Origin of the sequence: Gordonia sp. UBA7599, assembly GCA_002477755.1 — a bacterium.
Classification (GTDB): Bacteria; Actinomycetota; Actinomycetes; order Mycobacteriales; family Mycobacteriaceae; genus Gordonia.
Genome location: DLKD01000136.1, coordinates 17,739 through 41,258 on the forward strand (window position 1 = coordinate 17,739; position 23,520 = coordinate 41,258).

General features: G+C 67.1%; 19 protein-coding genes. 11 read left to right on the forward strand and 8 right to left on the reverse strand.

Features of this window, described 5'->3' with window-relative positions; translation table 11 throughout:
* Positions 1 to 57: 57 nt before the first annotated feature.
* From B4L26_RS15420 to B4L26_RS15435, 4 genes are all read right to left on the reverse strand, one after another.
* Positions 58 to 852, reverse strand: a complete 795-nt coding sequence (locus B4L26_RS15420) for a family 1 encapsulin nanocompartment shell protein (protein WP_290720145.1) — start codon at positions 850 to 852, stop codon at positions 58 to 60.
* Positions 853 to 898: 46 nt separating this feature from the next.
* Entirely contained in the window at positions 899 to 1,942 is a 1,044-nt protein-coding gene (locus B4L26_RS15425; protein WP_290720146.1) for a Dyp-type peroxidase, read from the reverse strand.
* Positions 1,943 to 2,039: 97 nt separating this feature from the next.
* Entirely contained in the window at positions 2,040 to 2,492 is a 453-nt protein-coding gene (locus B4L26_RS15430; RefSeq protein ID WP_290720148.1) for a hypothetical protein, read from the reverse strand.
* A 66-nt stretch (positions 2,493 to 2,558) separates the two neighbouring features.
* Entirely contained in the window at positions 2,559 to 4,232 is a 1,674-nt protein-coding gene (locus tag B4L26_RS15435; RefSeq protein ID WP_290720149.1) for an FAD-binding dehydrogenase, read from the reverse strand.
* 75 nt (positions 4,233 to 4,307) lie between these two features.
* On the opposite strand from B4L26_RS15435, the gene B4L26_RS15440 reads away from it, so the two are divergent.
* Positions 4,308 to 5,363: an alpha/beta hydrolase gene (locus tag B4L26_RS15440; protein ID WP_290720151.1), complete on the forward strand. Its 1,056-nt coding sequence runs from the start codon at positions 4,308 to 4,310 to the stop codon at positions 5,361 to 5,363.
* A 48-nt stretch (positions 5,364 to 5,411) separates the two neighbouring features.
* Here B4L26_RS15440 and B4L26_RS15445 read toward each other — a convergent pair whose 3' ends face one another.
* Positions 5,412 to 6,254 (reverse strand): 3-hydroxybutyryl-CoA dehydrogenase, encoded by an 843-nt coding sequence (locus B4L26_RS15445; RefSeq protein ID WP_290720153.1) that lies wholly within the window; start codon positions 6,252 to 6,254, stop codon positions 5,412 to 5,414.
* A 415-nt stretch (positions 6,255 to 6,669) separates the two neighbouring features.
* Here B4L26_RS15445 and B4L26_RS15450 point away from each other — a divergent pair, with 415 nt between their 5' ends.
* Positions 6,670 to 7,695 carry an alpha/beta hydrolase gene (locus tag B4L26_RS15450; protein WP_290720156.1) on the forward strand — a complete coding sequence of 342 codons (1,026 nt, stop codon included), beginning with the start codon at positions 6,670 to 6,672 and terminating at the stop codon, positions 7,693 to 7,695.
* A 261-nt stretch (positions 7,696 to 7,956) separates the two neighbouring features.
* The gene (locus tag B4L26_RS15455; RefSeq protein WP_290720157.1) at positions 7,957 to 8,700 is read left to right on the forward strand and encodes a TMEM165/GDT1 family protein; all 744 of its coding nucleotides are present in this window, start codon (positions 7,957 to 7,959) and stop codon (positions 8,698 to 8,700) included.
* Positions 8,701 to 8,710: 10 nt separating this feature from the next.
* On the opposite strand, the gene B4L26_RS15460 is transcribed toward B4L26_RS15455, so the two are convergent.
* Together B4L26_RS15460 and B4L26_RS15465 are read right to left on the reverse strand one after the other, a co-directional pair.
* A complete protein-coding gene (locus B4L26_RS15460) occupies positions 8,711 to 10,321 on the reverse strand; it encodes a DUF3068 domain-containing protein (protein ID WP_290720159.1) in 1,611 nt (536 codons plus the stop codon).
* A 36-nt stretch (positions 10,322 to 10,357) separates the two neighbouring features.
* A complete protein-coding gene (locus B4L26_RS15465) occupies positions 10,358 to 11,695 on the reverse strand; it encodes an ABC1 kinase family protein (RefSeq protein WP_290720315.1) in 1,338 nt (445 codons plus the stop codon).
* Positions 11,696 to 11,838: 143 nt separating this feature from the next.
* On the opposite strand from B4L26_RS15465, the gene B4L26_RS15470 reads away from it, so the two are divergent.
* The 4 genes from B4L26_RS15470 to B4L26_RS15485 all read left to right on the forward strand — a co-directional run bounded on the left by B4L26_RS15470 (position 11,839) and on the right by B4L26_RS15485 (position 15,451).
* Entirely contained in the window at positions 11,839 to 12,636 is a 798-nt protein-coding gene (locus B4L26_RS15470; RefSeq protein WP_290720160.1) for an alpha/beta fold hydrolase, read from the forward strand.
* Between the two features lie 47 nt (positions 12,637 to 12,683).
* Entirely contained in the window at positions 12,684 to 14,354 is a 1,671-nt protein-coding gene (gene nadB, locus B4L26_RS15475) for an L-aspartate oxidase (RefSeq protein ID WP_290720162.1), read from the forward strand.
* Between the two features lie 271 nt (positions 14,355 to 14,625).
* Positions 14,626 to 15,060, forward strand: coding sequence for a hypothetical protein (locus B4L26_RS15480; protein ID WP_290720163.1), 435 nt, complete (start codon positions 14,626 to 14,628; stop codon positions 15,058 to 15,060).
* Between the two features lie 64 nt (positions 15,061 to 15,124).
* Positions 15,125 to 15,451 carry a metal-sensitive transcriptional regulator gene (locus B4L26_RS15485; protein WP_290720165.1) on the forward strand — a complete coding sequence of 109 codons (327 nt, stop codon included), beginning with the start codon at positions 15,125 to 15,127 and terminating at the stop codon, positions 15,449 to 15,451.
* A gap of 24 nt (positions 15,452 to 15,475) precedes the next feature.
* On the opposite strand, the gene B4L26_RS15490 is transcribed toward B4L26_RS15485, so the two are convergent.
* A complete protein-coding gene (locus B4L26_RS15490; RefSeq protein WP_290720166.1) occupies positions 15,476 to 16,687 on the reverse strand; it encodes an alkane 1-monooxygenase in 1,212 nt (403 codons plus the stop codon).
* Between the two features lie 268 nt (positions 16,688 to 16,955).
* On the opposite strand from B4L26_RS15490, the gene B4L26_RS15495 reads away from it, so the two are divergent.
* The 4 genes from B4L26_RS15495 (at position 16,956) to pntB (ending at position 23,317) form a co-directional block, all read left to right on the forward strand.
* Positions 16,956 to 18,590 carry a GMC oxidoreductase gene (locus B4L26_RS15495; RefSeq protein ID WP_409563516.1) on the forward strand — a complete coding sequence of 545 codons (1,635 nt, stop codon included), beginning with the start codon at positions 16,956 to 16,958 and terminating at the stop codon, positions 18,588 to 18,590.
* Positions 18,591 to 18,640: 50 nt separating this feature from the next.
* Positions 18,641 to 20,164, forward strand: coding sequence for an FAD-binding protein (locus B4L26_RS15500; protein ID WP_290720171.1), 1,524 nt, complete (start codon positions 18,641 to 18,643; stop codon positions 20,162 to 20,164).
* A gap of 160 nt (positions 20,165 to 20,324) precedes the next feature.
* Complete coding sequence (locus B4L26_RS15505) at positions 20,325 to 21,866, forward strand: Re/Si-specific NAD(P)(+) transhydrogenase subunit alpha (RefSeq protein WP_290720173.1); 1,542 nt, start codon at positions 20,325 to 20,327, stop codon at positions 21,864 to 21,866.
* Positions 21,867 to 21,874: 8 nt separating this feature from the next.
* Positions 21,875 to 23,317 carry a Re/Si-specific NAD(P)(+) transhydrogenase subunit beta gene (gene pntB / locus B4L26_RS15510; protein ID WP_290720317.1) on the forward strand — a complete coding sequence of 481 codons (1,443 nt, stop codon included), beginning with the start codon at positions 21,875 to 21,877 and terminating at the stop codon, positions 23,315 to 23,317.
* Positions 23,318 to 23,520: the final 203 nt, after the last annotated feature.

A 23,520-nucleotide genomic window follows, 5' to 3' on the forward strand; every position in this document is an offset into this window, starting at 1 on the left:
GGTACTGCTCGGCCGAGCGTGGCGCCAGAAGGTTTACGAATGTCCGTTTCAGGCGGCTTAGGTCAGGGCGACCGCGGCCTCGGGCGTGTACACGAGGAAGGTGAAGGACTCGATGAAGTACAGGTTCACCACATCGGCGGTGTGCGAGTCGTAACCGATCGACACGTCCTGGCCGATCGTCAGCTCGAAGTCGCCGCCGCGCTTGGAGATCACGTAGGCACCGGTGAGTGCGGGGGCCCACAGGATGTCACCCTCGACGAGCTGGCGCTGCAGGTGCTCGCGCACCGGATAGCCGTGATTGGAGGTCTCGCTGATCGCGTTGTAGAGATCGGCCGACACGGCCACCGAGTACGGGTGGTCCACCGACTCCATCTTCAGCTTCGAGAGCGCCTCGGCGAGAGTCTCGGGAAGGTCGACGACGTCCTCCGGGAGCTTGATCGGCCCGAGCGCGTCCTCCCGGATGCCCTTGATCCCGGCGGCGGCGTAGCCCTCGAAGATCGCCCGGTCCTCCGCCAGGGCCAGGTCGCGGGCGGCGTCGCGCACGGGGTCCCAGTCCGACGACTTGGAACCGCGGTCGACGTTGTCGATCGCCTCGCGGGTGATGGTGAACGGCACGCGTAGCTCGACGAGCGACTGCGAGTCGCGCAGCGATGCATGGATGCCGTCGCTGGGCGAGTCGATCTTGTGGGTGCGGCCCGTCCCGACCGACGCGGCGTCGAGCCCGAGCGGGCCGACCACGTCGACGACCCGGCGCCCGGCGACGTTGCGCTTGAAGGAGCGTGAGGCCTCGGTCTCGATCTCCTCCCAGGCCGCCGCCGAGATCGGTGCGAGTTCGCGATGCAGGTTGTTCATGGTGCCTCCTGGGTGGGGGTATGGGCGTTGGTGGGTTCGGTGGTTGTCAGTGCAGCGATCCGATGCCGAGGGATCCGTCGCTCCGGGCGGAGCTCTCCGTCGGCTCGGCCGCTGAGGTGGTCGTCGCGACCAGTGTCGGTTCGGCGGGCGCGGCCGCCGAACCGCCCGGCGGTGGCGGCGGGTCGTCGAGGAAGTCGCCCGGTGGCGCGTAGTACTGGCTGCCGGTGACCGCGGTCGTGAAGTCGAGCAGCCGATCGGTGTTGCCGGGCGGGTCGCCGATGAACATGTTCTCCAGCATGCGCTCGGTGATCTCCGGTGAGCGCGAGTACGCGATGAAGAAGGTGCCGCGCTCCCCGTCGGCGTAGCCATAGGGCATGTTGTCGCGCAGGATGTCGAGCTCATTCCCGTCGTCATCGGTGATCACGTTGAGGGCGATGTGGCTGTTCGACGGTTTCACCGCGTCGTCCATCTCGATGTTGTCGGCCTTCGTGCGGCCGATGGCCGCCTCCTGTGACTCAGTACTGAGCGACGTCCACGCGGGCATGTCGTGCACGTAGCGCTGAATGGCGACGTAGCTGCCCCCCTGTAGGGACGGGTCCTCGTCGTCGGCGGTGATGGCGTCGATCGCGTCCTGGCCGGTCGGGTTCTCGGTCCCGTCGACAAACCCGATGAGGTCGCGCACGTCGAAGTAGCGGAAGCCGTGCACTTCGTCGACGATGGTGGCGTTGCCGCCGAGGGCGTCGGTCACCTTGGTGGCGACCTCGTAGCAGAGTCCCGTGACGTCGGCCTTGAGGTGGATGAGCAGGTCGCCGGGGGTCGACGGCGCGGTGTGCGGGCCGCGCAACTCGATGAACGGGTGCAGCATCGCTGGGCGGGGCCCGCTGAACAGACGGTCCCACGCCTTCGATCCGATGCCCAGGATGCCGACGAGGCTGGCCTCGGGGTTGCGCGAGCCCACCGACCGAACCGTGCCGGTGAATCCCGAGATCACATCGCGTACCGCACCGATGTCGGCGCTATCGGCCAGCGTCAGCACGAGGAAGATCGCGTGCGGGTGCTTGCGCGTGATGATCGTCTGCGGTGCGGCCACGGTTTTCCACGCTAATGGATAGCCCGGCGCGGTGCCCGTCTCATCCGGAGAACGACGGTGATCGGGGGCCTTCGTCCCACCCTGGCGATGCCTTCGGTCAGGTCCTATCGTCGCTAGCGATCTTGGCGGCTAGTTCCGCCTGCGCCGTACGGATCCCCGCCGAATACGAGGGATCGGCGGCGCCATTGAGTGCGAAGTCGAACTCCCGGCTCTGCCGCAACTGATCTGCGGCCTCGGTGAACCGGCCTTGACGCCGATAACCGTCGGCGAGGTTGAGGTGCAGCGACGGCAGGAATCCGGCCACCGATAGCGTCGGGTGGATCGCCTGCAGTTCGTCGTCGCAGGTGAGTGCCACCTCGGTCAGCGATGTCTCGTCCCAGCCGACCTCGGCGTCGAGATCGCCCTGCGCGTCAGCGATGTAGTGCGCAGCGATGCACCGCGCGGCGTGGTCGTCGGCATCGATCTGCGCCCACAGCACGTCAAGCTCCCGCTGGCGCCCATCCGGCGGCCCGGTAAGCACCGCACCCAGTTTTGTCAGCAAGCCGTCCATGGCTCGCACGGTAGTGACGTGCTCGGACATCGGCCGCGGTTGGGTCGGCTGCCCGAACTCCAGACCTTAGACGTTGCGCGCCGCACCCCGGCCGGCATTGCGCCCAGAGAAGATGCAACCGCCCAGGAAGGTGCCCTCCAGCGCGTTGTATCCGTGGACGCCGCCTCCGCCGAAACCGGCGACCTCACCGGCGGCGTACAGACCGGGTACGGGGGAGCCGTCGGTGCCGATGGCCTGCGAGTCGAGGTTCGTCTGGATTCCGCCGAGGGTCTTGCGCGTCAGGATGTTGAGCCGGACCGCGATCATCGGCCCGTGCTTCGGGTCGGTCAGCTTGTGCGGCTTGGCCACACGCACGACCTTGTCGCCCAGGTACTGGCGAGCATTGGTCATCGCCATCAGCTGGGCGTCCTTGGAGTACTTGTTGTCCAGCTGGCCGTCGCGTGCGGAGACCACCCGCTCGACCTGGGTGAGGTCCAGCTTGGGGCCGCGGCTGATCTCATTCATTTTGGCGACCAGATCGGCGAGGTTCGGCGCGGTGACGAAGTCCACGCCGTGGTCGAGGAACGCCTGGATGGGCCCGGGCACACCCTTGGCCAGGCGGCTCTTGGCCGCGACCTTGAGGTCCTTCTCGGTGATGTCGGGGTTCTGCTCGGACCCCGACAGTGCGAACTCCTTCTCGACGATCGAGTGGGTGAGGATGAACCACGAGTAGTCGTAACCGGTGGCGAGGATCGCCTTCATCGTCGAGTTGGTGTCGAAGCCGGGGAAGTTCGGCGGCTCGAGGCGCTCGCCGTTCGCGTCGAGCCACAATGACGACGGGCCGGGGATGATCCGGATCGCGTGGTCGGGCCAGATCGGGTCCCAATTGTGGATGCCCTCGGTGTAGTGCCACATGCGGTCCCGGTTGACCAGGTTCGCCCCGGCGTCCTGCGCGATCGCGAGCATCCGACCGTCGACGTAGGCGGGGACGCCGGCGATCATGTGCTCCGGGATGGGCCCCAGTCGGTCGGTCGGCCAATTCGCCCGGACCAGTTCGTGGTTGTGGCCGATCCCGCCGGTGGTGACGATGACCGCCGGTGCGCGGAACTCGAACTCGCCGACGACCTCGCGCGACGTGGCGATGCCCCGCTCGGCGTCGGCCGGCTCCAGCACCGACCCGCGGACCCCGACGATCGCACCGTCGTCGCCGATGAGTTCGTCGACACGGTGTCGGAACGCGAACTCGACCAGCCCCCGCTTCTCGGCTTTGAGGACGGGCTCGGCGAAGACGCGCACCACTTCGGGTCCGGTGCCCCAGGTGAGGTGGAAACGGGGGACCGAGTTGCCGTGGCCGTCGGCAAAACCCCCGCCGCGTTCGGCCCAGCCGACGACCGGCGTGATGCGCAGGCCGAGACCGTGCAGGTAGTCGCGCTTCTCGGTCGCGGCGAAGTGGACATACGCGCGCGCCCACTGGCGGCCCCAGTAATCCTCGTCATCGCGGTCGAACTGCGCCGATCCCATCCAGTCGGTCAGTGCGAGCTCTTCGGAGTCATGGATTCCGAGGCGGCGCTGCTCGGGGGTGTCGACGAGGAACAGCCCGCCGAGCGACCAGAACGCCTGACCGCCGAGGTTGTTGCGATTCTCCTGGTCGACGACCAGCACTCGTTTGCCCGCCTGGGTCAATTCGTAGGTGGCAACGAGACCGGCGAGGCCGGACCCGACGACGATCGCGTCAGCGGTGAAATCCTTCTTGGAACCCATGGAAGCCGAGCCTAGATGATGGGCGAAGGGGGAAAGGGCGTACCGGCGATGCCGGCGGTCGGGCAAGCTAGGACGATGAGCAGAGTGCTGAAAAGCGGATGGTTGTGGTGGATCGTCTCGGTCCTGGTGTTCCTGTTCGTGACGGCGGTGTTCATCCTGCAGGTCACTCCGACCCCGGGTGCGTTGCTGACCCGGCGCGTGTTCGACGCCGGTGCGGCGCAGGTGAAAGAGCGCAACGCCCAGTACGCCGATCCGAACGTGACCTTCACCCGCGACATCGCCTACATCCCGGCGGGGGCGCCCCTGGCCGGGAACGATGCCCGTGACACACAGTTCGACGTCTACCACCCACCCGGGCAGGACGCGGGTCCGCTCCCGACGATCGTGTGGATCCACGGCGGTGGCTGGGTGTCGGGAGACAAAAGCGATCCCGGGCATTACCTGACGAGGTTGTCCGCAGGCGGTTTCACCGTCGTCTCCCTCAACTACTCGCTCGCACCGGAGAAGCGGTACCCGCTCGCGATCGCCCAACTCAACGAGGCGCTGCGGTTCCTCGTCGACCACGCCGCCGAGCACCGCATCGACCCGACGAAGCTGGTGCTCGCGGGGGACTCGGCCGGGGCCAACCTCGCGTCGCAACTGTCGGCGATGATTACCAACCCCGGCTTTGCCCGCGAGGTCGGCCTAACCCCCGGAATCGGCGCGGAGCGGCTGCGCGGGGTCCTGCTGAACTGCGGGGTCTACAACGCCTACACGTTGCAGTCCGACGACCCGCCGCACAGCACTGTCACCCGGATCCTTAGCTGGGGCATCGACAACACCCTGTGGGCCTACACCGGTCAGCGGCAGTCGCCGTCGTCGGGCCGCGATCAGATGTCGACGATCCGGCACCTCACCGCGCAGTTCCCGCCGACGTGGATCAGCGGCGGGAACGCCGATCCGCTGACCGCGACGCAGAGTGTGCCGTTCGCCGCGGCGCTACGGGAGAAGGGAATCGACGTCGCGACGCTGATTTTCGACGAGTCGACGCCCGAGCAGCTCGGCCACGAGTTCCAGTACGAGCTGGGGACTGAGGCCGGGCAGCGCGCGCTGGCCGAGTCGATCGCCTTCGCCCGGCACGTGACGGGCTAGGTCTCGATACGACCGCTCGTCCTCGCGGTTACTCGACCACCGTCGGGATCAGTACTCGTAGAACCCGCGCCCGGTCTTGCGGCCGAGGTAGCCGGCGTCGACCATGCGGCGCAGCAGCACCGGCGGTGCGTAGTGCGCTTCGCCGAATTCGGCGTAGAGGGATTCGGCGACAGCCAGGCAGATGTCGAGTCCCACGGTGTCGCACAGGCGCAGCGGGCCCATCGGGTGGCCGCAGCCGCTGACCATGCCCTCATCGATGTCCTCGGCGCTGGCGAAGCCGGTTTCGAACATGCGGATCGCATGGGTCAGGTACGGGATCAGCAGTGCGTTGACGATGAACCCGGCTTGGTCCTTGGATTCGATGGTCTTCTTGCCCAGGGTGTCGCGGGCATAGGCGGCGACCTTGTCGACGATGGCACGGTCGGCCTTCAGCGTGGTCACGATCTCCACCAGCGCCATGACCGGCACCGGATTGAAGAAGTGCATGCCCAGCACGCGCTCGGGATGCTTGGTGGCGTTGGCCAGCCGGATCACCGGGATCGACGAGGTGTTGGTCGCCAGGATCGCGTCGGCAGAGACGATCTCATCGAGTTTGGTGAAGTATTCGACCTTGAGCTCCTCGATCTCCGGCATCGCCTCGATGACGAGTTCCGATTCGCTCAGGGTCGTCAAGTCGGGCGTGATGGTGATGCGCCCGAGTGCGGCCTTGGCGTCGTCGTCGGACAGACGTCCCGACTTCACGGCGCGCGCGAGGCTCTTCTCGATGCGCTGTTGCGCAGCCTCGACGGCTTCGGCCCGCTCGACCACCCGCACGGTCGATCCGGCGCGGGCCACGACCTCGGCGATTCCGGCACCCATCGTGCCGCCGCCGATCACTCCGACATTCTTCATCTGCCAACCACTCCTGACGCTGGTCCCTGGGCAGCCCGATGGCCGACCCCCCGACGATCCAACCGCACAGGCGTGCCAGGGCCAATTCCGGGCTCCCGCGTCGCCGACGGCGCCCTCCCGAAGGGCGTTGTGCCACCGAGCGGAGACCACGTGATGCGCACATGCTGTGCCTGGTTTGTAATGCATCCGATGTCGTCGATCCGGTCCAGGTGACATACCGTTGAGAAGTGAGTGCGCGCGGGAGCGTCCCTGAGGGGGGCCTGAGGACCTTTTGCCCCTTCGTTATCGAGCCGTTACACTCGTCTGCGATCGGGGTCACGTCAATGCCGTCGTGCTTCCAAGATCTTCGGAGCAGAGTAAGCAGCCCACGCGCAGACCGAGGTGTGCGGCTGTCCAATCCAAAGGACATTTATCAATGACGACACGAGCACGTACGCGGCTTCTCGCCGGCGCGATGACGCTGATGGTGGGTGCAGGACTGGCCTCGGCCGTCAGCGCCCCGTCGGCCGAGGCCCGCGCAGCCACCGACCGCGTCTACTCGCGAGCCATGCACAGGTCGATTCCCGTGTATGTCGTGCCGGCGAATCGGCCCAACGCCCCGACGATCTACCTGCTCGACGGTCTGCGTGCCCCCGCCAATGACACGGGTTGGCTGATCAACACCAATGTCGCGAACTTCATGCGCGGCAAGGGTGTGAACCTGGTGATGCCGTTCGGCGGTGCCGGCAGCTTCTACACCGACTGGCAGCAGCGCGACCCTAAGCTCGGCCTCAACCGCTGGGAGACCTTCCTGACCCGCGAGCTTCCGCGGTACATGAAGTCGAAGTACCAGTCCGACGGTGTGCGCAACGGCATCGGCGGCTTGTCGATGTCGGGCACCTCGGCGTTGAACATCGCATCGCGCCACGCCTCGATGTACAAGTCCGTAGCCTCCTACAGCGGCTACCCGACTGTGACGATGCCGGGCTTCAACCAGGGCATCCAGATGTCGGTGGCCGAGGTCGGTGGCAACCCGGTCAACATGTGGGGCATGTTCCCGGGCGGCGATTGGTTCGCCAACGACCCGTTCCTTTCGGCTGGCAACCTGGCTGGCAAGTGGGTGTACGTCTCCTCGGGTACCGGCATCACAAGTAAGTACGACAGCGCGATCAACCCGGGCAGCCCCAACTTCGACCCGATGCGGTTCGTCCAGATGGTGCCCTTGGAGACTGCCGCGTCGATCAGCAGCCAGCTGTACATCGCCCGGCTGCGGACCGTGGGCGTGCATCTGACCACCCACATTTCGCCCGACGGCGGTCACTGGTGGGACTACTGGCAGCGCCGCTTCAAGGAGTCCTGGTACACCACTTACAAGCCGTCCTTCTTCGGTGGCGCGGGTGGTAACAACAATCTGGGTTCGGGCAGCCTCGGCAGCCTGGGCAGCACCGGCAGCGGAAGCTAGCCGACACCTGGCGAACATCCTCGGGGCCACCGGTTTTCACCGGTGGCCCCGTGTCGTGTCCCGGCTCGATTGCTACCTTTTCGCTGGTCGCGGGCCCGAGGGTAGGCGATCCTAAGTCTGCGGCCGCCCGGCGTGGTTCAACTGCGATTCCGGGTCTTTGTTTTCGGCATCCCGAAATGATGGTTTTGTGCCTCCTAGCTGGGGAAATGCGGCCAATCCATCTGTTGCGCGGCCCCGCTGAGAGCCTCTACCGTCATTGTCATGACTGCTGCATTGATCCTGAGTTTCGGCGTGGTTTTCGTCGCCGAACTCGGCGACCGATCGCAGCTGATGGCGATGATGTTTGCGATGCGCTACCGCTCGTGGATGGTCATCGGCGCCATCACGACCGCCACCGCCGCGATCCACCTCATGTCCGTCGTCGTCGGCCACTACCTCGGTGCGTCGATCCCGGCGCACCTCACCTCGGTGGTCGCCGGGCTGGCAATGATCGTGTTCGGCCTGTGGACGATCCGCGGGGATTCGATCGATTCCGGCCCGTTGCGCCCGACGAAGGTCGGTGCGTCGGCGTTCTTCGCGGTGACCGTCGCCTTCTTCCTCGCCGAGCTGGGCGACAAGACGATGTTCACGACGATCGCGCTGGCGACCGACAACAATTGGTTCGGCGTGTGGATCGGCTCGACGCTGGGCATGGTCGCAGCTGATGCCCTCGCGATCTTGGTGGGTGCCGCAATGGCCCGCAATCTGCCGCCGCACATCATCAGCCGCGGTGCGGCGACGCTTTTCTTCGGCTTCGGTGCGTGGCTCCTCTACGAGGGCCTGCAAGGCGCCGGGACCGCGCTTATCGTCGGTGTCGTCGCCCTGACCGCGGTGATCGTGATCGTCGGGGTCGCGGTGATCCGCCGGCAGCGGGCCGGGGAAGCCAAAGCCGACACCGACGCGGAAGCCAACACCGACGCCGAGTCGGGCACGAGCGCCGTCGGCGAACTAGCTCCGGCGCGCTAACCCCGCCGCGCTAGCGCAGAGGCTGGTCGGGGTCTTCGTCGGTGTCGATGACATAGCGACCGCTCTCGTCGTAGCGCCAGCGCGTGGTCTCCTCGGCGCTCGGTCCGACCGGCGGTTGGTCGGCGTCGGGTACCCACACGCGAGGTGCGTCAGACGCGACGTGCGGTGTCACCGCCGGTTCCACCGGGTACCCCTGCTCGGCATACCCCTGCGCCGTCGAGTAGCCCTGCTCCGGTGCGTAGCCCTGCTCCGTCGTGTAGCCCTGCTCCGTCGAGTAGCCCTGCTCCGTCGTGTAGCCCTCGGGATACGCAACTTCGGTCGCCTCGTATTCGACGCGGTGCCAGGGGGCATCTGAACTCCACGGTGAGGCAGTCGCCGGCGGCGCGAGATCCGGTGCGGCCGTAGCGGCGCCCAGCGGCCCCGCTCCGGCAGTGGTGACAGATTCGGGAATGAGAGACGGGGCGAGGGCCGTGGGCTCGTTGTCGGGCGAACGGCGGCCGAAGAACAGCAGAGCTCCCGCGGCAAGGAGGGACAGGAGTCCGGCGATACCGAGGATCAGTGGAAGGACGGTCTGACCGAACCGGAGCTTGGACACGTACTCCTGAGCGCGCTCGGCCTGGGCTTTGACGGTCGTGGGCTCCCACTGGAACGTCGCCTTGAGCGACGTTAGCTCGAAGTCGCGGACCGCCTGGGGGGTCTCGTCGCTGCGGTCGGGGAACCGGAAGTACTGGGACTGGTCCTCGCGGCCGTCGACGATGGTGCCGGTCTTGGGCTCCACCCACACGTGCCGTGTCGCCTTGGCGTAGCGGTGCATGGTCAGCGTCTCGCCCGGCTTGACGCCCCGGCCGGTGATCCCCCACCAGCGGGCGGGCATCGACACCATGGTGCCCAGGGCGGCCTCGCCCTGCGGCGTTTCCAGGTCGGCCAGGTCGGTCTCGGGCACCTCGGTGACGAAGTGGTACACCGTCAAGCCGTCGATCTTCTTCTCGTCGACGAACTTTGCGCGGGTGTCCTGGCGCGTGTTCAAGTCGAAGTAGAGGTAGTCGTGCTTCTGCACGTTGAAGCCGAACTTATACTGGAAGCCCTGCCGCTTGACCTCTACCGACACCGTCCGCGGGTCGGTGCCAGGGGGCGCAGCCTCGGTCTGGATGGAGCTGACCGCACCGTTGGGTACCGCGGTCTTGCGGTTGACCGAGACGCGGTCGATGCTGGCCGTCAGCAGCGCGTCGGTGCACTTGCGCGGTTCGCCGGCCTTGGCCATTGTCGGCTCGACCTCGTTGCCGTTGGCCTCCCGGATCCGGTCGATCCGCACCGTCTGCGCCGACTGGAGCGTCGCCTGGCGGCGGTTGGACGGCTCGACGATCCGGGAGCGCCGCTGCTGGGTCAGGTGGGCGTCGAACGTGCGCGCCTTCTTGCCCTGGATGGAGCAGCGGTCGAACAGTGTCGCCGGGAAGCGGTTGCCGGCCTGGTCGTCGGGAGACACAGTGGTCGCGTCCGAGACGATATCCAGGTCGAGCGGTACGACGCGGAGTTGGGGCACGAGGAACAGGTTGACCCCAACGGCCGCGGTCAGGAGGGCGAAGCCCAAGACGCCCAGCACGCTTGTGACGATGCGTTTCATGCCGACTACTGTATCCGGCCCAACCTGGGCTCTGGCTTAGCCTTGGGCGGTATTGCCCGATGCGGTGTCCGCACGACGGTCGCGTTCGGCCTCTTTCATGATCGAGGCCATGTACCCGAATATCTCCGGGTCCGACATCGCCTTCCACCGTGGCGCGAGGAGCTTGATGTACTTCTCGACGTAGAGCAGTTGCTTCCCGACGAGGACGAGCTCGCGCGGTAGGCGGGCGTCGTGGGCCTTGGCGACCGCCGCCATCTGACGCCCCAGGTCGGTGTAGGACATCTCGCCGAGTTCGGTGCTGGTCAACGGCATTGCGACCTTCTTGATGTCGGCGCCGCCCTTGGAGGTCGACCCCGGCTTGTGGACTGCGCCCAGCAGGAAGATGGCCCGCCCGGCCGACTCGTAGTCCTTCCGGACGATCAGGTCGACGACGAGTTGGCGCAGGATCCGGCGGGTGCGCGGTGTGAACCGGCCGACGATGCCGAAGTCCAGGAGCACCAGTTTCCCGTCGGCGTCGACGAGGACGTTGCCGGCGTGCAGGTCACCGTGGAAAAGACCGCCGTGGAACGCCGACTCCAGCAGGGACAGGAACAAAGTGCGGCACAGTGCCACGCCGTCGTGTCCGGCCGCCTTCACGGCCTCGACGTCATCGATGCGCGTCGCGTAGATGCGTTCCATGGTGAGGACGCGAGCGGTGGTGAACTCGTCGTACACCTGGGGTACACGGACCTGGTCGCCGAACTTGCTCGGCTGCAGGCATTCGTACCACTCGCGCATGGCGGCGGCTTCGTTGCGGAAGTCGAGCTCCTCGTCGAGGCCGTTGGCGAAGTCCTCGACGACGTGCCGGGCTGACAGCATACGGCCGTACTCGCTGATCTCGATGAGGCCGGCCGCGCGCTCGAGGATGGCGACGTCGGGGGCAAGTCGGTCAGCGATCCGCGGGCGCTGGATTTTGACGACGACCTCTTGGCCGTCGTGCAGCGTTGCGGTGTGCACCTGGGCGATCGACGCCGAGGCGATGGGCTCGGGGTCGAAGGTGGCGAACACCTCGTCGGGGCGGGCACCGAATTCCTCGACGAACAGGGCGGTGATCTCGTCCGGATCAGCCGGCGGGACGCGGTCGAGGAGTGACTCGAACTCTGCCGAGAGCTCCTCGGTGAAGACACCGGGGCTCGAGGCGATCAGCTGGCCGAGCTTTACGTAGGTGGGGCCAAGGTGTTCGAACGTGGTGCGAACCTCGTGGGCGACACCGGCTTTCGTGGGCAGGCGCAGGTGCAGCGCGTCGTTGGCCGTGTGGAAGAGAAAGCGGCCGACGCCGGCGGCGGCGGTAACGCTGGTCACCCCGGCCCGACCGATCTCGTGCAGGGGCGAAATCGAGGGGAGGCGGGAGCGTTCGGTGCCTGCGGCGCCGGTCGTGGAACCGGGCCGCGCGGCCTTGTCTCGTTGTGTGCTCACCGGAGAACATTCTACGAGGTCACCGCTTCGAATCCGAATTCGGAGAACGTATGCTGCGCCACATGACACCGGCTTTCCAATACGCGGATGTGCGGGGTGCGCGGCTCGCCTACAACTCCACCGGGACCGGCTCGCCGGTGGTTTGGGTGCACGGGATGGGCTCAGCGGCCTACACCCAGGAGAATGCCGGCCAGTTCGATTGGCGCCCGGTCTCGCGCGAGCACCGGTTGATCCGCTACGACGCACGGGGGCACGGGCGGTCGAGCGGTGGCGTCGACCCGGTGGAGTACACCTGGCCGGAGTTGGGTGCCGATCTACTCGCGCTGGTGGACGCCGTGGTGCCACCGGTCGGTTCGGCGCCCATCGGTGCGATCGGCTCGTCAATGGGGACTGCGACGATCTTGTACGCGGCGCTCTCGCGTCCGGAGCGGTTCCGGCGGCTCGTGCTCACCACGGTTCCGACGTTTTGGGAGACGCGCCCGGCCGCCAACGGGATGCGGCTGGGCTCGGCGCAGTTGGTCCAGGACAAGGGAGTGGCCGCCCTGGTCGCACTCTCGGTGGACGAACCCGCCTCGCCGGCGTTGGCGAACGCGCGGCGGTTCATCACCCCGGTCTGCGTGGCCGCGTCGCGGTTGCCCGCGGTGTTCCGCGGCTCGGCGCAGACCGATTTTCCGCCGCGCGAGGAGATCGCGCGCCTGGACTTGCCGGTTCTGGTCCTGAGTTGGACGGGTGACGCGACCCACCCGGTGTCGTCGGGTGAGACGCTGGCCGGTGCGCTGCCCAATGCCGAGCTCGTCGTCGCGAGCACGCCCGCCGATCTCGCGACCTGGGGCGATCGCGCGGCCGCTTTCCTTCGCTGAGCGCTGGAGTAGAGTTTTCGATTAGGAGTCGAAAACCTGGAGGGCTGATGGTTTCCAGTGCGCAGCACCGCCATGCGGACCTTGTCGTCGTCGGGGCCGGAGTGGCCGGGTTGACGGCCGCGCTGCGTGCGGCGCGGGCGGGGCGACGGGTCGTCGTCCTCAACAAGGGGGTGGGCGCGGCAGCGGGTTCGGGTCCGGGGGTCGCGGAGCCTTCGGCGTCGACCTTCTACGCCCAGGGCGGCATTGCCGTGGTCCTGCCCGACAATCCAGACGACTCGGTGGCGCTGCATGTCGCCGACACATTGGTTGCCGGAGCCGGTCTGGTCGCACCCGACTGCACCGCGACGATCGTCGCCGACGGTGCGGCCGCCGTCGCGGCCCTCATAGCCGATGGCGCCGTCTTCGACCGGGGTCCCGACGGCCGCCTCCTGCTCACCCGCGAGGGTGGCCACAGTGTGCGGCGCATCATCCATGCCGGTGGCGACGCGACCGGCGCCCAGGTGCAGCGCAGCCTCGAGCGGGCGACTACCGAGGCCATTGCCGCCGGGCTCGACCTCGAGTGCATCAACCACGCCATGGCGACGGAGATACTGCTCTCCGGCGACGAGTCGGCCGACCGCGGTCCGTCAGTCGCCGGTGTCGCGTACATCGTCGACGACGGTGGCGAGGTGCGCCGCGAAGCCATCGCCGCTCCGGTGGTCCTCCTCGCCACCGGAGGGGCCGGGCACCTGTATTCCGCGACCACCAACCCGACTGGCGCAACCGGCGACGGTGTCGCATTGGCCCTGCGCGCCGGGGCTGCGGTGGCAGATCTCGAGTTCATCCAGTTCCACCCGACGATGCTGTACGTGCCGGGTGCTCGGGGTCGTCGGTCATTGGTCAGCGAGGCGCTGCGCGGCGAAGGGGGGCGCCTCGTCGACGTCAACGGCGACTCGGTTACCGCCGGTGTCCACCCGATGGGCGACCTTGCACCCCGCGACGTCGTCGCCCGGGGGGTGGAAGCCGCGATCGAGCGGACCGGCGCCGACTGCGTCTACCTCGACACGACCCCGCTGCACGACTTCGCCACCCGCTTCCCGACGGTGCTTGCGGGGATCAAAGCAGCCGGGGTCGACATCATCGACGGCAAGATCCCGGTTGTGCCCGGCGCGCACTACCTGTGCGGTGGGATCGTCACCGACGAGTGGGGGGCCACGACGGTCCCCGGGTTGTTGGCCGCCGGGGAATGCGCCCGAACGGGGCTCCACGGCGCTAATCGGCTGGCGTCCAACAGCTTGCTCGAGGGGCTGGTGATGGGCGCCCGGGCGGCCGATGAGGCGTCGCGGATCGACGATTCATTCGCGTCGGTCGACGTACCGGACCCAGTATTACTGGGCGCAGTCATGCCCCGCCGTGAACTGCAGAACCTGATGAGCCGTCACGTGGCGCTGAGCCGCACAGGAGCGGAAATGGGTGAGGTGCTCGTCAAGCTGCAGGCCGCGCCGGTGGTCGAGTTGCGCGGTATCGCCGACTACGAGGATGCCGGACTCACTCTCGTCGCCGAGGCGGTGTGTGCGGCTGCGATGGCGCGCACGGAGTCGCGCGGGGCGCACGGCCGGGCGGACTTCCCCGATACGGACGACGCCCAAGCGCACTCGACCGCTTTCACCTTGGGCGCAGACGGTGTGCCGGAGCCCGCCCCGCAGCCGCGGCTCGTGGGACGCACTCTCGCGCCCTAGCGATTCGCAACGTACGCTCGCATAGTTCCCCTGGAAACAATCTCTGTTTCCCGGGTTGTGAAGGGAATCTCTGATGACAGGCGCCTGCTGGTCGACCGCAATCTGCTCGGAGTCCGAGCGACGGTCCCTCGGATTGGCCTCCGACGGGGAATGGTTGCTGACCTGCCGGTTGTCTGACGGACACGCCGGCGACCATGCCACTGACGCAAGCATGCGGCCGCGCCAGGATCGTCGGGCCTGGCTGATGTGGGACGACCGGTCGGTGCATCGGGTGACTTCGCGGGACGCATGCCCGATGTACAGCCATGCCGGCGCACCCTGTCTGCTCTTCATCGCCCACGGCGGCATGCACTATTACGGTGCCCCGGCTCAGCCAGGTCTCCATTCAGTGCCCTCGGGTGAGATCGACGCCTCCGATGTCCGGATGCCGACCGGCCCGGCCGACGGTGGGCACGCGCGTTCGGAGTCGACTCAATCGCCGTCGGCGTCGGCGCGGGTGACGGCGCGGGAAGCGGAGCCGGCAATCCAACCGGCGGAGCGGGGCGCACGCGTCGCGCAGCCCGCCGCGCCAGCGGTGGCACCGACTGCACACGCCTCGGATCCGGTGGTCGAGGGAAGCGCCGACGATGTCGTCGTCGAAGCGCTCATCGAGCTCGCCGAGGCCGTGGAGAAGTTGGCTCGGGTCCTGCGCCGCCGAGCCGGATAGCACCGCCTGAACCGCTGGTCGATATACCATAGGGGGGTATACGGCGGAGCGGGAGGAGCCGATGGTGCAGCAGCAAAGCGAATCCGGGTGCCAATGCGGGGACAGCAGCCACAGTCATGGCTACATCGTGGCCAAGGATGACTATCTCAAGCGGCTGCGTCGCATCGAAGGGCAGGCGCGCGGGTTGCAGCGGATGGTCGACGAAGACGCCTATTGCATTGACATCCTGACGCAGGTTTCCGCGATGACCAAGGCCCTGCAGTCGGTGAGCCTGGGCCTATTGGCCGACCACATGAACCACTGTGTCCTCGACGCGGCCGCCAAGGGCGGTGACGATGCCCAGGGCAAGATTGACGAGGCGATGGCGGCCATCACCAGATTGGTGAAATAGCCTGCACCCCGGCCGGTTTCGGGCTCAGGCCGCAGAGTCGGCCGATGTCGGCTCCGCTTCGGGTGTCGCGGCGGGCTTGGGGACTGGTCGCGGACCGCCGAAGCGGGCGATCATTTTGTCTCGTCGTTGTGGTGCGATGTTGGCGCGGGTGACGTCGCCGTTGTAGTAGGCGACGACGCGCGGTCCCATGACGCGCAGCCAGAACGGTGTCATCGACAGCAGCAGCATCGGTGCGTAGCCATACGGGGATTGCGGTGCTTCGTCGAGGGTGCGCAGGGTTTGGTAGCGCCGGCCGGGGTGGGCGTGGTGGTCGCTGTGGCGTTGCACCTGGAACATCATCAGGTTGCTCACGCGTTGGTCGCTGTTCCAGCTGTGCTCGGGTCGGATGGGGTCGTAGCGGCCGTCGGGGCGTTTGGCCCGGCACAGCCCGTAGTGCTCGATGTAGTTGACGTTCTCGAGCATGATGATCGCGATGGCGGCTTGGAGCACCAGGTAGGGGAAGATGGCGAATCCGAACAGGCCGATGGCCACGGCGAACAGCACCAGTGTCATCGCCCAGGCCTGCAGGATCTCGTTGTGCCGCGACAGTACGCGGTGGTTGCGGCGGCGCAGCCGCGCCATCTCCAGGCCCCAGCCCGAGATCAGGCTGAAGATGATGCTGCGGGGGATGAACTCGTAGAGGCGTTCACCCAGACGTGAGCTGGCCGCGTCTTCGGGGGTGGCCACGCGTGCATGGTGGCCGTGGTTGTGTTCGACGAAGAAGTGGCCGTAGGCGCTTTGGGCCAGGGCGATCTTGGCCAACCATTTCTCCAGTTTGGTGTTGCGGTGGCCCAACTCGTGGGCGGCGTTGATGCCCAGTCCGCTGAACAGGCCGATGGTCATGGCCAGGCCGACCTTGTCCAGCAGGCTCAGCGCCGGATCGGCCCACAGGTAACACGCGATGGCGAAGGCGGCGAACAACAGCGGGATGAACAAGAAGGTGCACCAGCGGTAGAACTTGTCGTTCGACAGCTGCCGGTAAGCCCAGTTGGGCGGGTTGATCCCGTCCTCACCGAAGATCAGATCGACCGCGGGCACGATCACGAAGATGACGAAGACACCGAACCACCAGAACGCCTTGATCCCGGTCAACGCCACCAGCGTCGAAGGCAAAAGCGCGCAAATCGGGGCCATCAGACTCAACAACCACAACCAGCGTTTAGGGTCGCGGTACACCTGACCAGCGGGGTTAGCCATCGTGAACACCTCCCACCCCGAACGATGCATTGTTTGGAGCAATAATCTCGCGCCGAATCCCCCGTGAATCGGTTGCGTTGGTTACTCGCAGGTTACGGCAACTATCACGATGGCACCAACCTCGCTGGCCCGGTTGGTGATGAAAGGCACGTCGGCGAACTTGATCGAACTGGGGTCATGAATCTGCCGATTAGGGACCCTGCGTGCGGTTGACTAGGATGTACCGGAGACATTTGTGTCCCGCGGCTTCGTGGGCGCCGATGAGCTGATGACCGAGGGGAAACCGACTGTGGATCGCCGAGAATTCCTGGCGCTGATGGGCGTGACGGCTGCGGCCGGCGCAACCGGCGCTGCGTTGGCGGCGCCGGCCCCGGCGCGCGGCGACGTGGTGTGGGACGCGGCTTTCCGTTCTTGGGTCCCCGAAATCTTCCAGCCGCTGCCCGATCCGCCCTCGCACACCACGGCAGTCGTCATCGGCTCCGGCTTCGGCGGGGCCGTTGCGGCACTGCGCCTCGCCCAGGCCGGGATCAAGACCACGGTCCTTGAACGCGGCTCGAAGTGGCCCAATGATCCGCAGCGCGAGATCTTCACCGGCGACGACATGCCGGACGGCCGCGGCTTTTGGCATCGCACCAGCTTCACCGGCGTCACGCAGGTACCCATGCCCTTCACGTCGTTCGGCGGTGTGTTGGACTGCACGTCCTACCCGACTATCGACGTCTGGCGCGCGTCCGCGGTCGGCGGCGGGTCGGTCATCTTCACCGGCGCAATGCCGGTGCCCCCGCGCCACCTGTTCGAGCAGGTATTCGGCGGAACCGTCTCCTACGACGAGATGACGTCTCGGTATTACCCGCGCGTGCAGCGGAAGCTGCGCTTGAACACGATGCCCGGCGACATCTACAACTCGGCGCCATTCGCCCACTCCCGCGAGTGGGATGCCCAGGCCCGCGCAGCCGGCTTCCGCCCGACGAAGGTGGATTCGATCTTCAAATGGTCGACTGTTCGCGGCGAGATGGCCGGCCAGACCCGCGCGTCGGCGACGGCCGCCCGCAGCAACCTGGGCAACTCGAACGGGGCGAAGTACGACCTCAACCAGAACTACCTGCGGCAGGCCAAGGCCACTGGCCGGGCGCGCATCTACCCGGGCCACGAGGTCACCTCGATCGGTCATGACGGCAAGCGCTACGTCGTGCACGCGCGCAAGATCTCCCCGACCGGCGAGGTGCTGCGGACCCGCACGCTGACCGCGGACAAGCTGATCCTCGCCGCCGGATCGGTGGGTACGTCGGAGCTGTTGGTGAAGGGGAAGGCCTCGGGTTCGCTGGGCCGTCTCAACGGACACATCGGCCGCGGGTGGGGCACCAACGGCGATGTCGCGCTGGCGCGCGGTGTCACGGGCATTAAGGCCACGGGTCAAGGTGTGCCGTGTGCGAGCCAGATCCGGACCGTTGCCAATGGCCTGCCCGTCACCCTGCAGAACTGGTACGTCCCGGGCATCCCCATCGAGACCGGGACGCTTGCATCGCTGGGTATCGTGATGGACCCGACGCGCGGCCGCTTCCGCGCCACACCCGGCGGCGGTGTGACGCTGAGTTGGCCCAAGGGCGGTAACGAGCGGGCTCGGGCGGCGGCACATGCGGTGAACCACCGGATCGCCCAGCGCGGCGAGTCGTTCATGGAGTACGACTTCATCGGACGCGCGGCGAACGCGAACTTCACCGCCCACCCGCTCGGCGGCGCGGTGCTCGGCCGGGCCACCGACAGCTACGGCCGGGTGCACGGCTACAAGGATCTTCTCGTCGTCGACGGTGCGGCCGTTCCCGGCAGCACGGCGACGGCCAACCCGGCGCTGACGATCACCGCGCTGGCCGAGCGCGCGATGGACAACTACCTCGGTCGCTGACCAATACTGGAACTAGAACACGTTCTACCGGTGCGCTAGGGTGATGCACCATGAGCATCGCTGAAGCCAAAGGCACCGCGCTTCCCGACGTCATCGACGCGTCGACGGTCGACAACTACACCGATGAAGTCGACGTTCTCGTCGTCGGCTTCGGCATCGGCGGCGGGTGCGCCGCGGTCGATGCCGCGCGAGCGGGTGCGAAGGTGCTCGTCCTCGAGCGCGCCGCCGACGCCGGCGGGACCACGCGGATGGCCGGTGGTCACTTCTATCTCGGCGGCGGAACCGCGGTCCAGCAGGCCACCGGGCACGACGACAGCCCCGAGGAGATGGAGCGCTACATCACCGCGGTGTCGCTCGACCCCGAGCCGGAGAAGATCCACGCCTACTGCACCGACAGCGTGGAGCACTTCGATTGGCTCGAGTCGCTGGGGTTGGAGTTCGAGCGGTCCTACTTCCCTGGCAAGGCCGTGATCCAGCCCAACACCGAGGGCCTCATGTTCACCGGCAACGAGAAGGTCTGGCCGTTCAAGAACATGGCCAAACCGGCGCCGCGCGGACACAAAGTGCCCAAGCCCGGCGACACCGGCGGGGCGTCGATGGTGATCGACCTGCTGCAGGCCGAACTCGAGCGTCTCGGAGTGGAGGTCCGCTACGAGACGGGGGCCCGCAATCTGATCGTCGACGCCGGGAGCGGAGCGAGCGGGTCGGGTCAGGTCGACGATGGTCGTGTCGTGGGTGTGCGGTGGAAGACCACCGAGGGCGAGGGCTTCATCCGCGCGAAGGCGGTGGTGATCGCCGCGGGTGGGTTCGTGATGAACCCCGAGATGGTTGCGCGCTACGTGCCGCAGCTGGCGGAGAAGCCCTTCGTCCTAGGAAGCAGCTACGACGACGGTCTGGGTATCCGGATGGGTGAGTCGGTCGGCGCGAAGCTCAAGCACATGGAGTCGCCTTTCGTGACCGCCCCGGCCTACCCGCCGTCGATCCTTCTCAACGGGATCATCGTCAACAAAGACGGACAGCGGTTCGTCACCGAGGACAGCTACCACTCGCGTACGTCACAGTTCGTGCTGGAGCAGCCGGAGTCGACGGCGTATCTCATCGTCGACGAGGCGCACATGGAGCGCCCCGCGGTACCGCTCATCACCTTCATCGACGGCTGGGAGACGGTGGAGGAGATGGAGTCGGCCCTCGGCATCCCAGAGGGGAACCTCGTCGCGACGCTGGGCCGCTACAACGAGTTCGCCGCGAAGGGAGAGGATCCCGACTTCCACAAGAGCGAGGAGTTCCTCGCCCCGCAGGACTCCGGCCCGTGGGCCGCATTCGACCTGAGCCTGGGCAAGGCGATGTACGCCGGATTCACGATCGGCGGTATGGCTACCAGTGTCGACGGCGAGGTGCTCGACGGCAGCGGTGCGCCGATCTCCGGCCTGTATGCGGCCGGGGCCTGCGCGGCCAACATCGCGCAGGACGGAAAGGGGTACGCCAGCGGAACCCAGCTCGGTGAGGGCTCCTACTTCGGGCGCCGAGCCGGACGCCACGCAGCCGCGACTGCCCGTGTCGACGTCGGGGCCTGACGAGAACCGGCGGTACAGGCGCCTACCGACGGGTAGGCATTCGTCGCGTTTGTGACGTATCTGACTGTCTGGTTGAGCAGGCAGTTCCCCGTGTTATGTTCAACGAGTTTGTGACCCACGTGGCTGTCGGTAGGCGCCACTTAGCCGGAGAGGCGACGCCATGCTGATCGGCATCCCCCGGGAATCCAAGACGGGGGAAAACCTCGTCGCTGCCACTGCCAAGACAGTGGCCCAACTGAAGCAACTCGGTTACGAGGTCGTCGTCGAATCCGGCGCCGGCACCCATGCCGACCAGCCGGACGCGTCCTTCGCCGACGCGGGTGCCCGGATCGGTACGGCAGACGAGGCGCTGGGCGCCGACGTCGTCGTCAAGGTCAATGCGCCGACCGACGAGGAGATCGCAAAGCTGCGCCGCGGTGCCGTCCTGATCTCGATCATGGCCCCGGCGCGCAGCCCGGAACTCGTCGAGAAGCTGCAGGCCGCCGGTGTCACCGCGCTCGCGATGGACGCCGTGCCGCGCATCTCGCGGGCCCAGTCGATGGACGTGCTGTCCTCGATGGCCAACGTGGCGGGCTACCGCGCTGTCGTTGAAGCCGCCCACGAGTTCGGTCGGATGTTCACCGGCCAGGTCACCGCGGCGGGCAAGGTCCCGCCCGCACGGGTCTTCGTCGTCGGTGCCGGCGTCGCCGGCCTGGCCGCGATCGGCGCGGCGTCGGCGATGGGCGCGATCGTGCGCGCCTTCGATGTCCGGCCCGAGGTTGCCGAACAGGTCGAGTCGATGGGCGCGGAGTTCGTCCACGTCGACTTCGAGGCGGAGAAGTCCGCCGACGGCTACGCCAAGGAGATGACCGCCGAGCAGGAGGCCGCCACCGCGTCGATGTACGACGAGGAGGCACGTGCCGCCGACATTGTCATCACGACCGCCCTGATCCCCGGGCGTCCGGCGCCGAAGCTGCTCAGCGCGGAGACCGTCGCCGGGATGAACGGCGGATCGGTGATCGTCGACATGGCCGCGGCCAACGGCGGCAATGCCGCGGGCACCGTCGCCGACGAGAAGGTCGTCACCGACAACGGTGTCACGATCCTCGGCTACACCGACCTCGCCGGCCGACTCGCCGCGCAGACGTCGCAGCTGTACGGCACCAACATCGTCAACCTGCTCAAGCTGCTCACGCCCGAGAAGGACGGCGAGCTGACCCTCGACATGGACGACGTGGTGCAGCGCGGCATCACCGTCACCCGCGACGGCGAGAGCATGTGGCCGCCGCCGCCGGTGCAGGTGTCCGCGGCGCCGAAGGCCGACGCCGCGCCCGTTGTCGTCGCCGAACCCAAGGCGCCGATGTCGCCGGCGAAGAAGGTCGGTCTCGCGCTCGTCGGAATCCTGTTATTCGGCGGGCTTCTCGCGGTATCGCCGCAGCCCCTGCCGCAGCACTTCACCGTCCTGATGCTCGCCATCGTCATCGGCTACTACGTCATCGGCAATGTGGCGCACGCGCTGCACACGCCGCTGATGTCGGTGACCAACGCGATCTCCGGCGTCGTCATCGTCGGCGCCCTCTTGCAGATCGCCGTCGGTGACGTCGAGAACGCGACCACGATCAGAATCCTGTCGGCGATCGCGATCCTCGTCGCCTCTATCAACGTCTTCGGTGGCTTCGCGGTGACCCGCCGCATGCTCGCCATGTTCAGCAAGGGGGCCTGACGGTGACGATTGGCATCATTCCCGCCATCACGACGGCGGCCTACATCATCGCCGCGCTGTGCTTCATCCTGTCGCTGGCCGGGCTGTCCAAGCATGAGACCTCGCGCAGCGGCCTGACGTACGGAATCGTCGGGATGGGGCTTGCGTTGGTCGCGACTATCGCGCTGAGCCTGAACCACATGAAGGGACTCGACGACAAGTTGGTCCCGATCGCACTGCTCGCCGGTGCCATCGTGATCGGTGCGCTCATCGGCTTGTGGCGGGCGCGCATCGTCGAGATGACCGGCATGCCCGAGCTCATCGCGTTGCTGCACTCCTTCGTCGGTATCGCGGCGGTCCTCATCGGATGGAACGGTGCGCTTGGTGGCTTCCACGGCGAGGGTATCGATCTCTCCGACGTCCGGACTCTGACCAACGTCCACGAGGCGGAGATCGCGATCGGCATCTTCATCGGTGCGGTGACGTTCACCGGGTCGATCGTGGCGAACCTCAAGCTGTCGGCGCGGATGAAGTCCTCGCCGCTGATGCTGCCGGGCAAGAACTTCATCAACGTCGGCGCCCTACTCCTCTTCGCCGTGCTGACCGTGCTGTACGTGTGCACCGACGGTCATACCGGTGCCCGGCCGTGGATCCTGCTGGCCGCGATCACCGTCCTGGCGCTACTGCTGGGCTGGCACCTCGTCGCCTCGATTGGCGGCGGCGACATGCCCGTCGTTGTGTCGATGCTGAACTCGTACTCCGGTTGGGCCGCTGCCGCGTCGGGCTTCCTGCTAGGCAACGACCTCCTGATCGTGACCGGTGCGCTCGTCGGATCGTCGGGTGCCTACCTGTCCTACATCATGTGCAAGGCGATGAACCGCTCGTTCATCTCGGTGATCGCCGGCGGCTTCGGCATCGAGGCCGGGCCCGCCGACGACACCGACTACGGCGAGCACCGCGAGATCCAGGCCGACGCCGTCGCCGAACTGCTGGAGGGGGCCGGCTCGGTCGTCATCACCCCCGGCTACGGCATGGCCGTCGCTCAGGCGCAGTACCCGGTCGCCGACCTGACCAAGAAGCTGCGGGCCCGGGGCATCGACGTCCGCTTCGGCATCCACCCCGTCGCCGGTCGTCTGCCCGGGCACATGAACGTGCTTCTGGCCGAGGCGAAACTGCCCTACGACATCGTCCTGGAGATGGACGAGATCAACGATGATTTCGCCGACACCGACGTCGTGCTGGTGATCGGTGCCAACGACACCGTCAATCCGGCCGCCGCCGAGGACCCGTCGTCGCCCATCGCGGGCATGCCGGTGCTCGAGGTGTGGAACGCGCGCGACGTCATCGTGTTCAAGCGCTCGATGGCCGCGGGCTACGCGGGTGTGCAGAACCCGCTGTTCTTCCGCGACAACACCCAGATGCTCTTCGGCGACGCCAAGGAGCGCGTCGACGACATCATCGCCGCCCTCTAACGCCGACCGAGCCCGAAACTTCGCCGAGCGAGCCCGAAACTTCGCCGAGCGAGCCCGAAACTTCGCCGAGCGAGCCCCCTCTAGGCTCGCTCGACGCGGAAATGGGCTCAGTCGGTGTGGAAGTAGGCTCGTTCGGCGGAAAATCGGGCTCGCTCGGCATGAGAATGGGCTCGCTCGGCGAGAATTTGGCCTCATTCGCCAGA

Excerpts from the sequence above, each read along its gene's own strand:
- B4L26_RS15445 (WP_290720153.1), bottom strand. The coding sequence starts at position 6,254 with ATGAAGAATGTCGGAGTGATCGGCGGCGGCACGATGGGTGCCGGAATC.
- B4L26_RS15490 (WP_290720166.1), bottom strand. The coding sequence starts at position 16,687 with ATGGCTAACCCCGCTGGTCAGGTGTACCGCGACCCTAAACGCTGGTTG.
- B4L26_RS15430 (WP_290720148.1), bottom strand. The coding sequence starts at position 2,492 with ATGGACGGCTTGCTGACAAAACTGGGTGCGGTGCTTACCGGGCCGCCG.
- B4L26_RS15455 (WP_290720157.1), top strand. The coding sequence starts at position 7,957 with ATGACTGCTGCATTGATCCTGAGTTTCGGCGTGGTTTTCGTCGCCGAA.
- B4L26_RS15460 (WP_290720159.1), bottom strand. The coding sequence starts at position 10,321 with ATGAAACGCATCGTCACAAGCGTGCTGGGCGTCTTGGGCTTCGCCCTC.
- B4L26_RS15505 (WP_290720173.1), top strand. The coding sequence starts at position 20,325 with ATGCTGATCGGCATCCCCCGGGAATCCAAGACGGGGGAAAACCTCGTC.
- B4L26_RS15420 (WP_290720145.1), bottom strand. The coding sequence starts at position 852 with ATGAACAACCTGCATCGCGAACTCGCACCGATCTCGGCGGCGGCCTGG.
- B4L26_RS15500 (WP_290720171.1), top strand. The coding sequence starts at position 18,641 with ATGAGCATCGCTGAAGCCAAAGGCACCGCGCTTCCCGACGTCATCGAC.
- B4L26_RS15450 (WP_290720156.1), top strand. The coding sequence starts at position 6,670 with ATGACGACACGAGCACGTACGCGGCTTCTCGCCGGCGCGATGACGCTG.
- B4L26_RS15440 (WP_290720151.1), top strand. The coding sequence starts at position 4,308 with ATGAGCAGAGTGCTGAAAAGCGGATGGTTGTGGTGGATCGTCTCGGTC.
- B4L26_RS15470 (WP_290720160.1), top strand. The coding sequence starts at position 11,839 with ATGACACCGGCTTTCCAATACGCGGATGTGCGGGGTGCGCGGCTCGCC.
- B4L26_RS15435 (WP_290720149.1), bottom strand. The coding sequence starts at position 4,232 with ATGGGTTCCAAGAAGGATTTCACCGCTGACGCGATCGTCGTCGGGTCC.
- B4L26_RS15495 (WP_409563516.1), top strand. The coding sequence starts at position 16,956 with ATGACCGAGGGGAAACCGACTGTGGATCGCCGAGAATTCCTGGCGCTG.
- nadB (WP_290720162.1), top strand. The coding sequence starts at position 12,684 with ATGGTTTCCAGTGCGCAGCACCGCCATGCGGACCTTGTCGTCGTCGGG.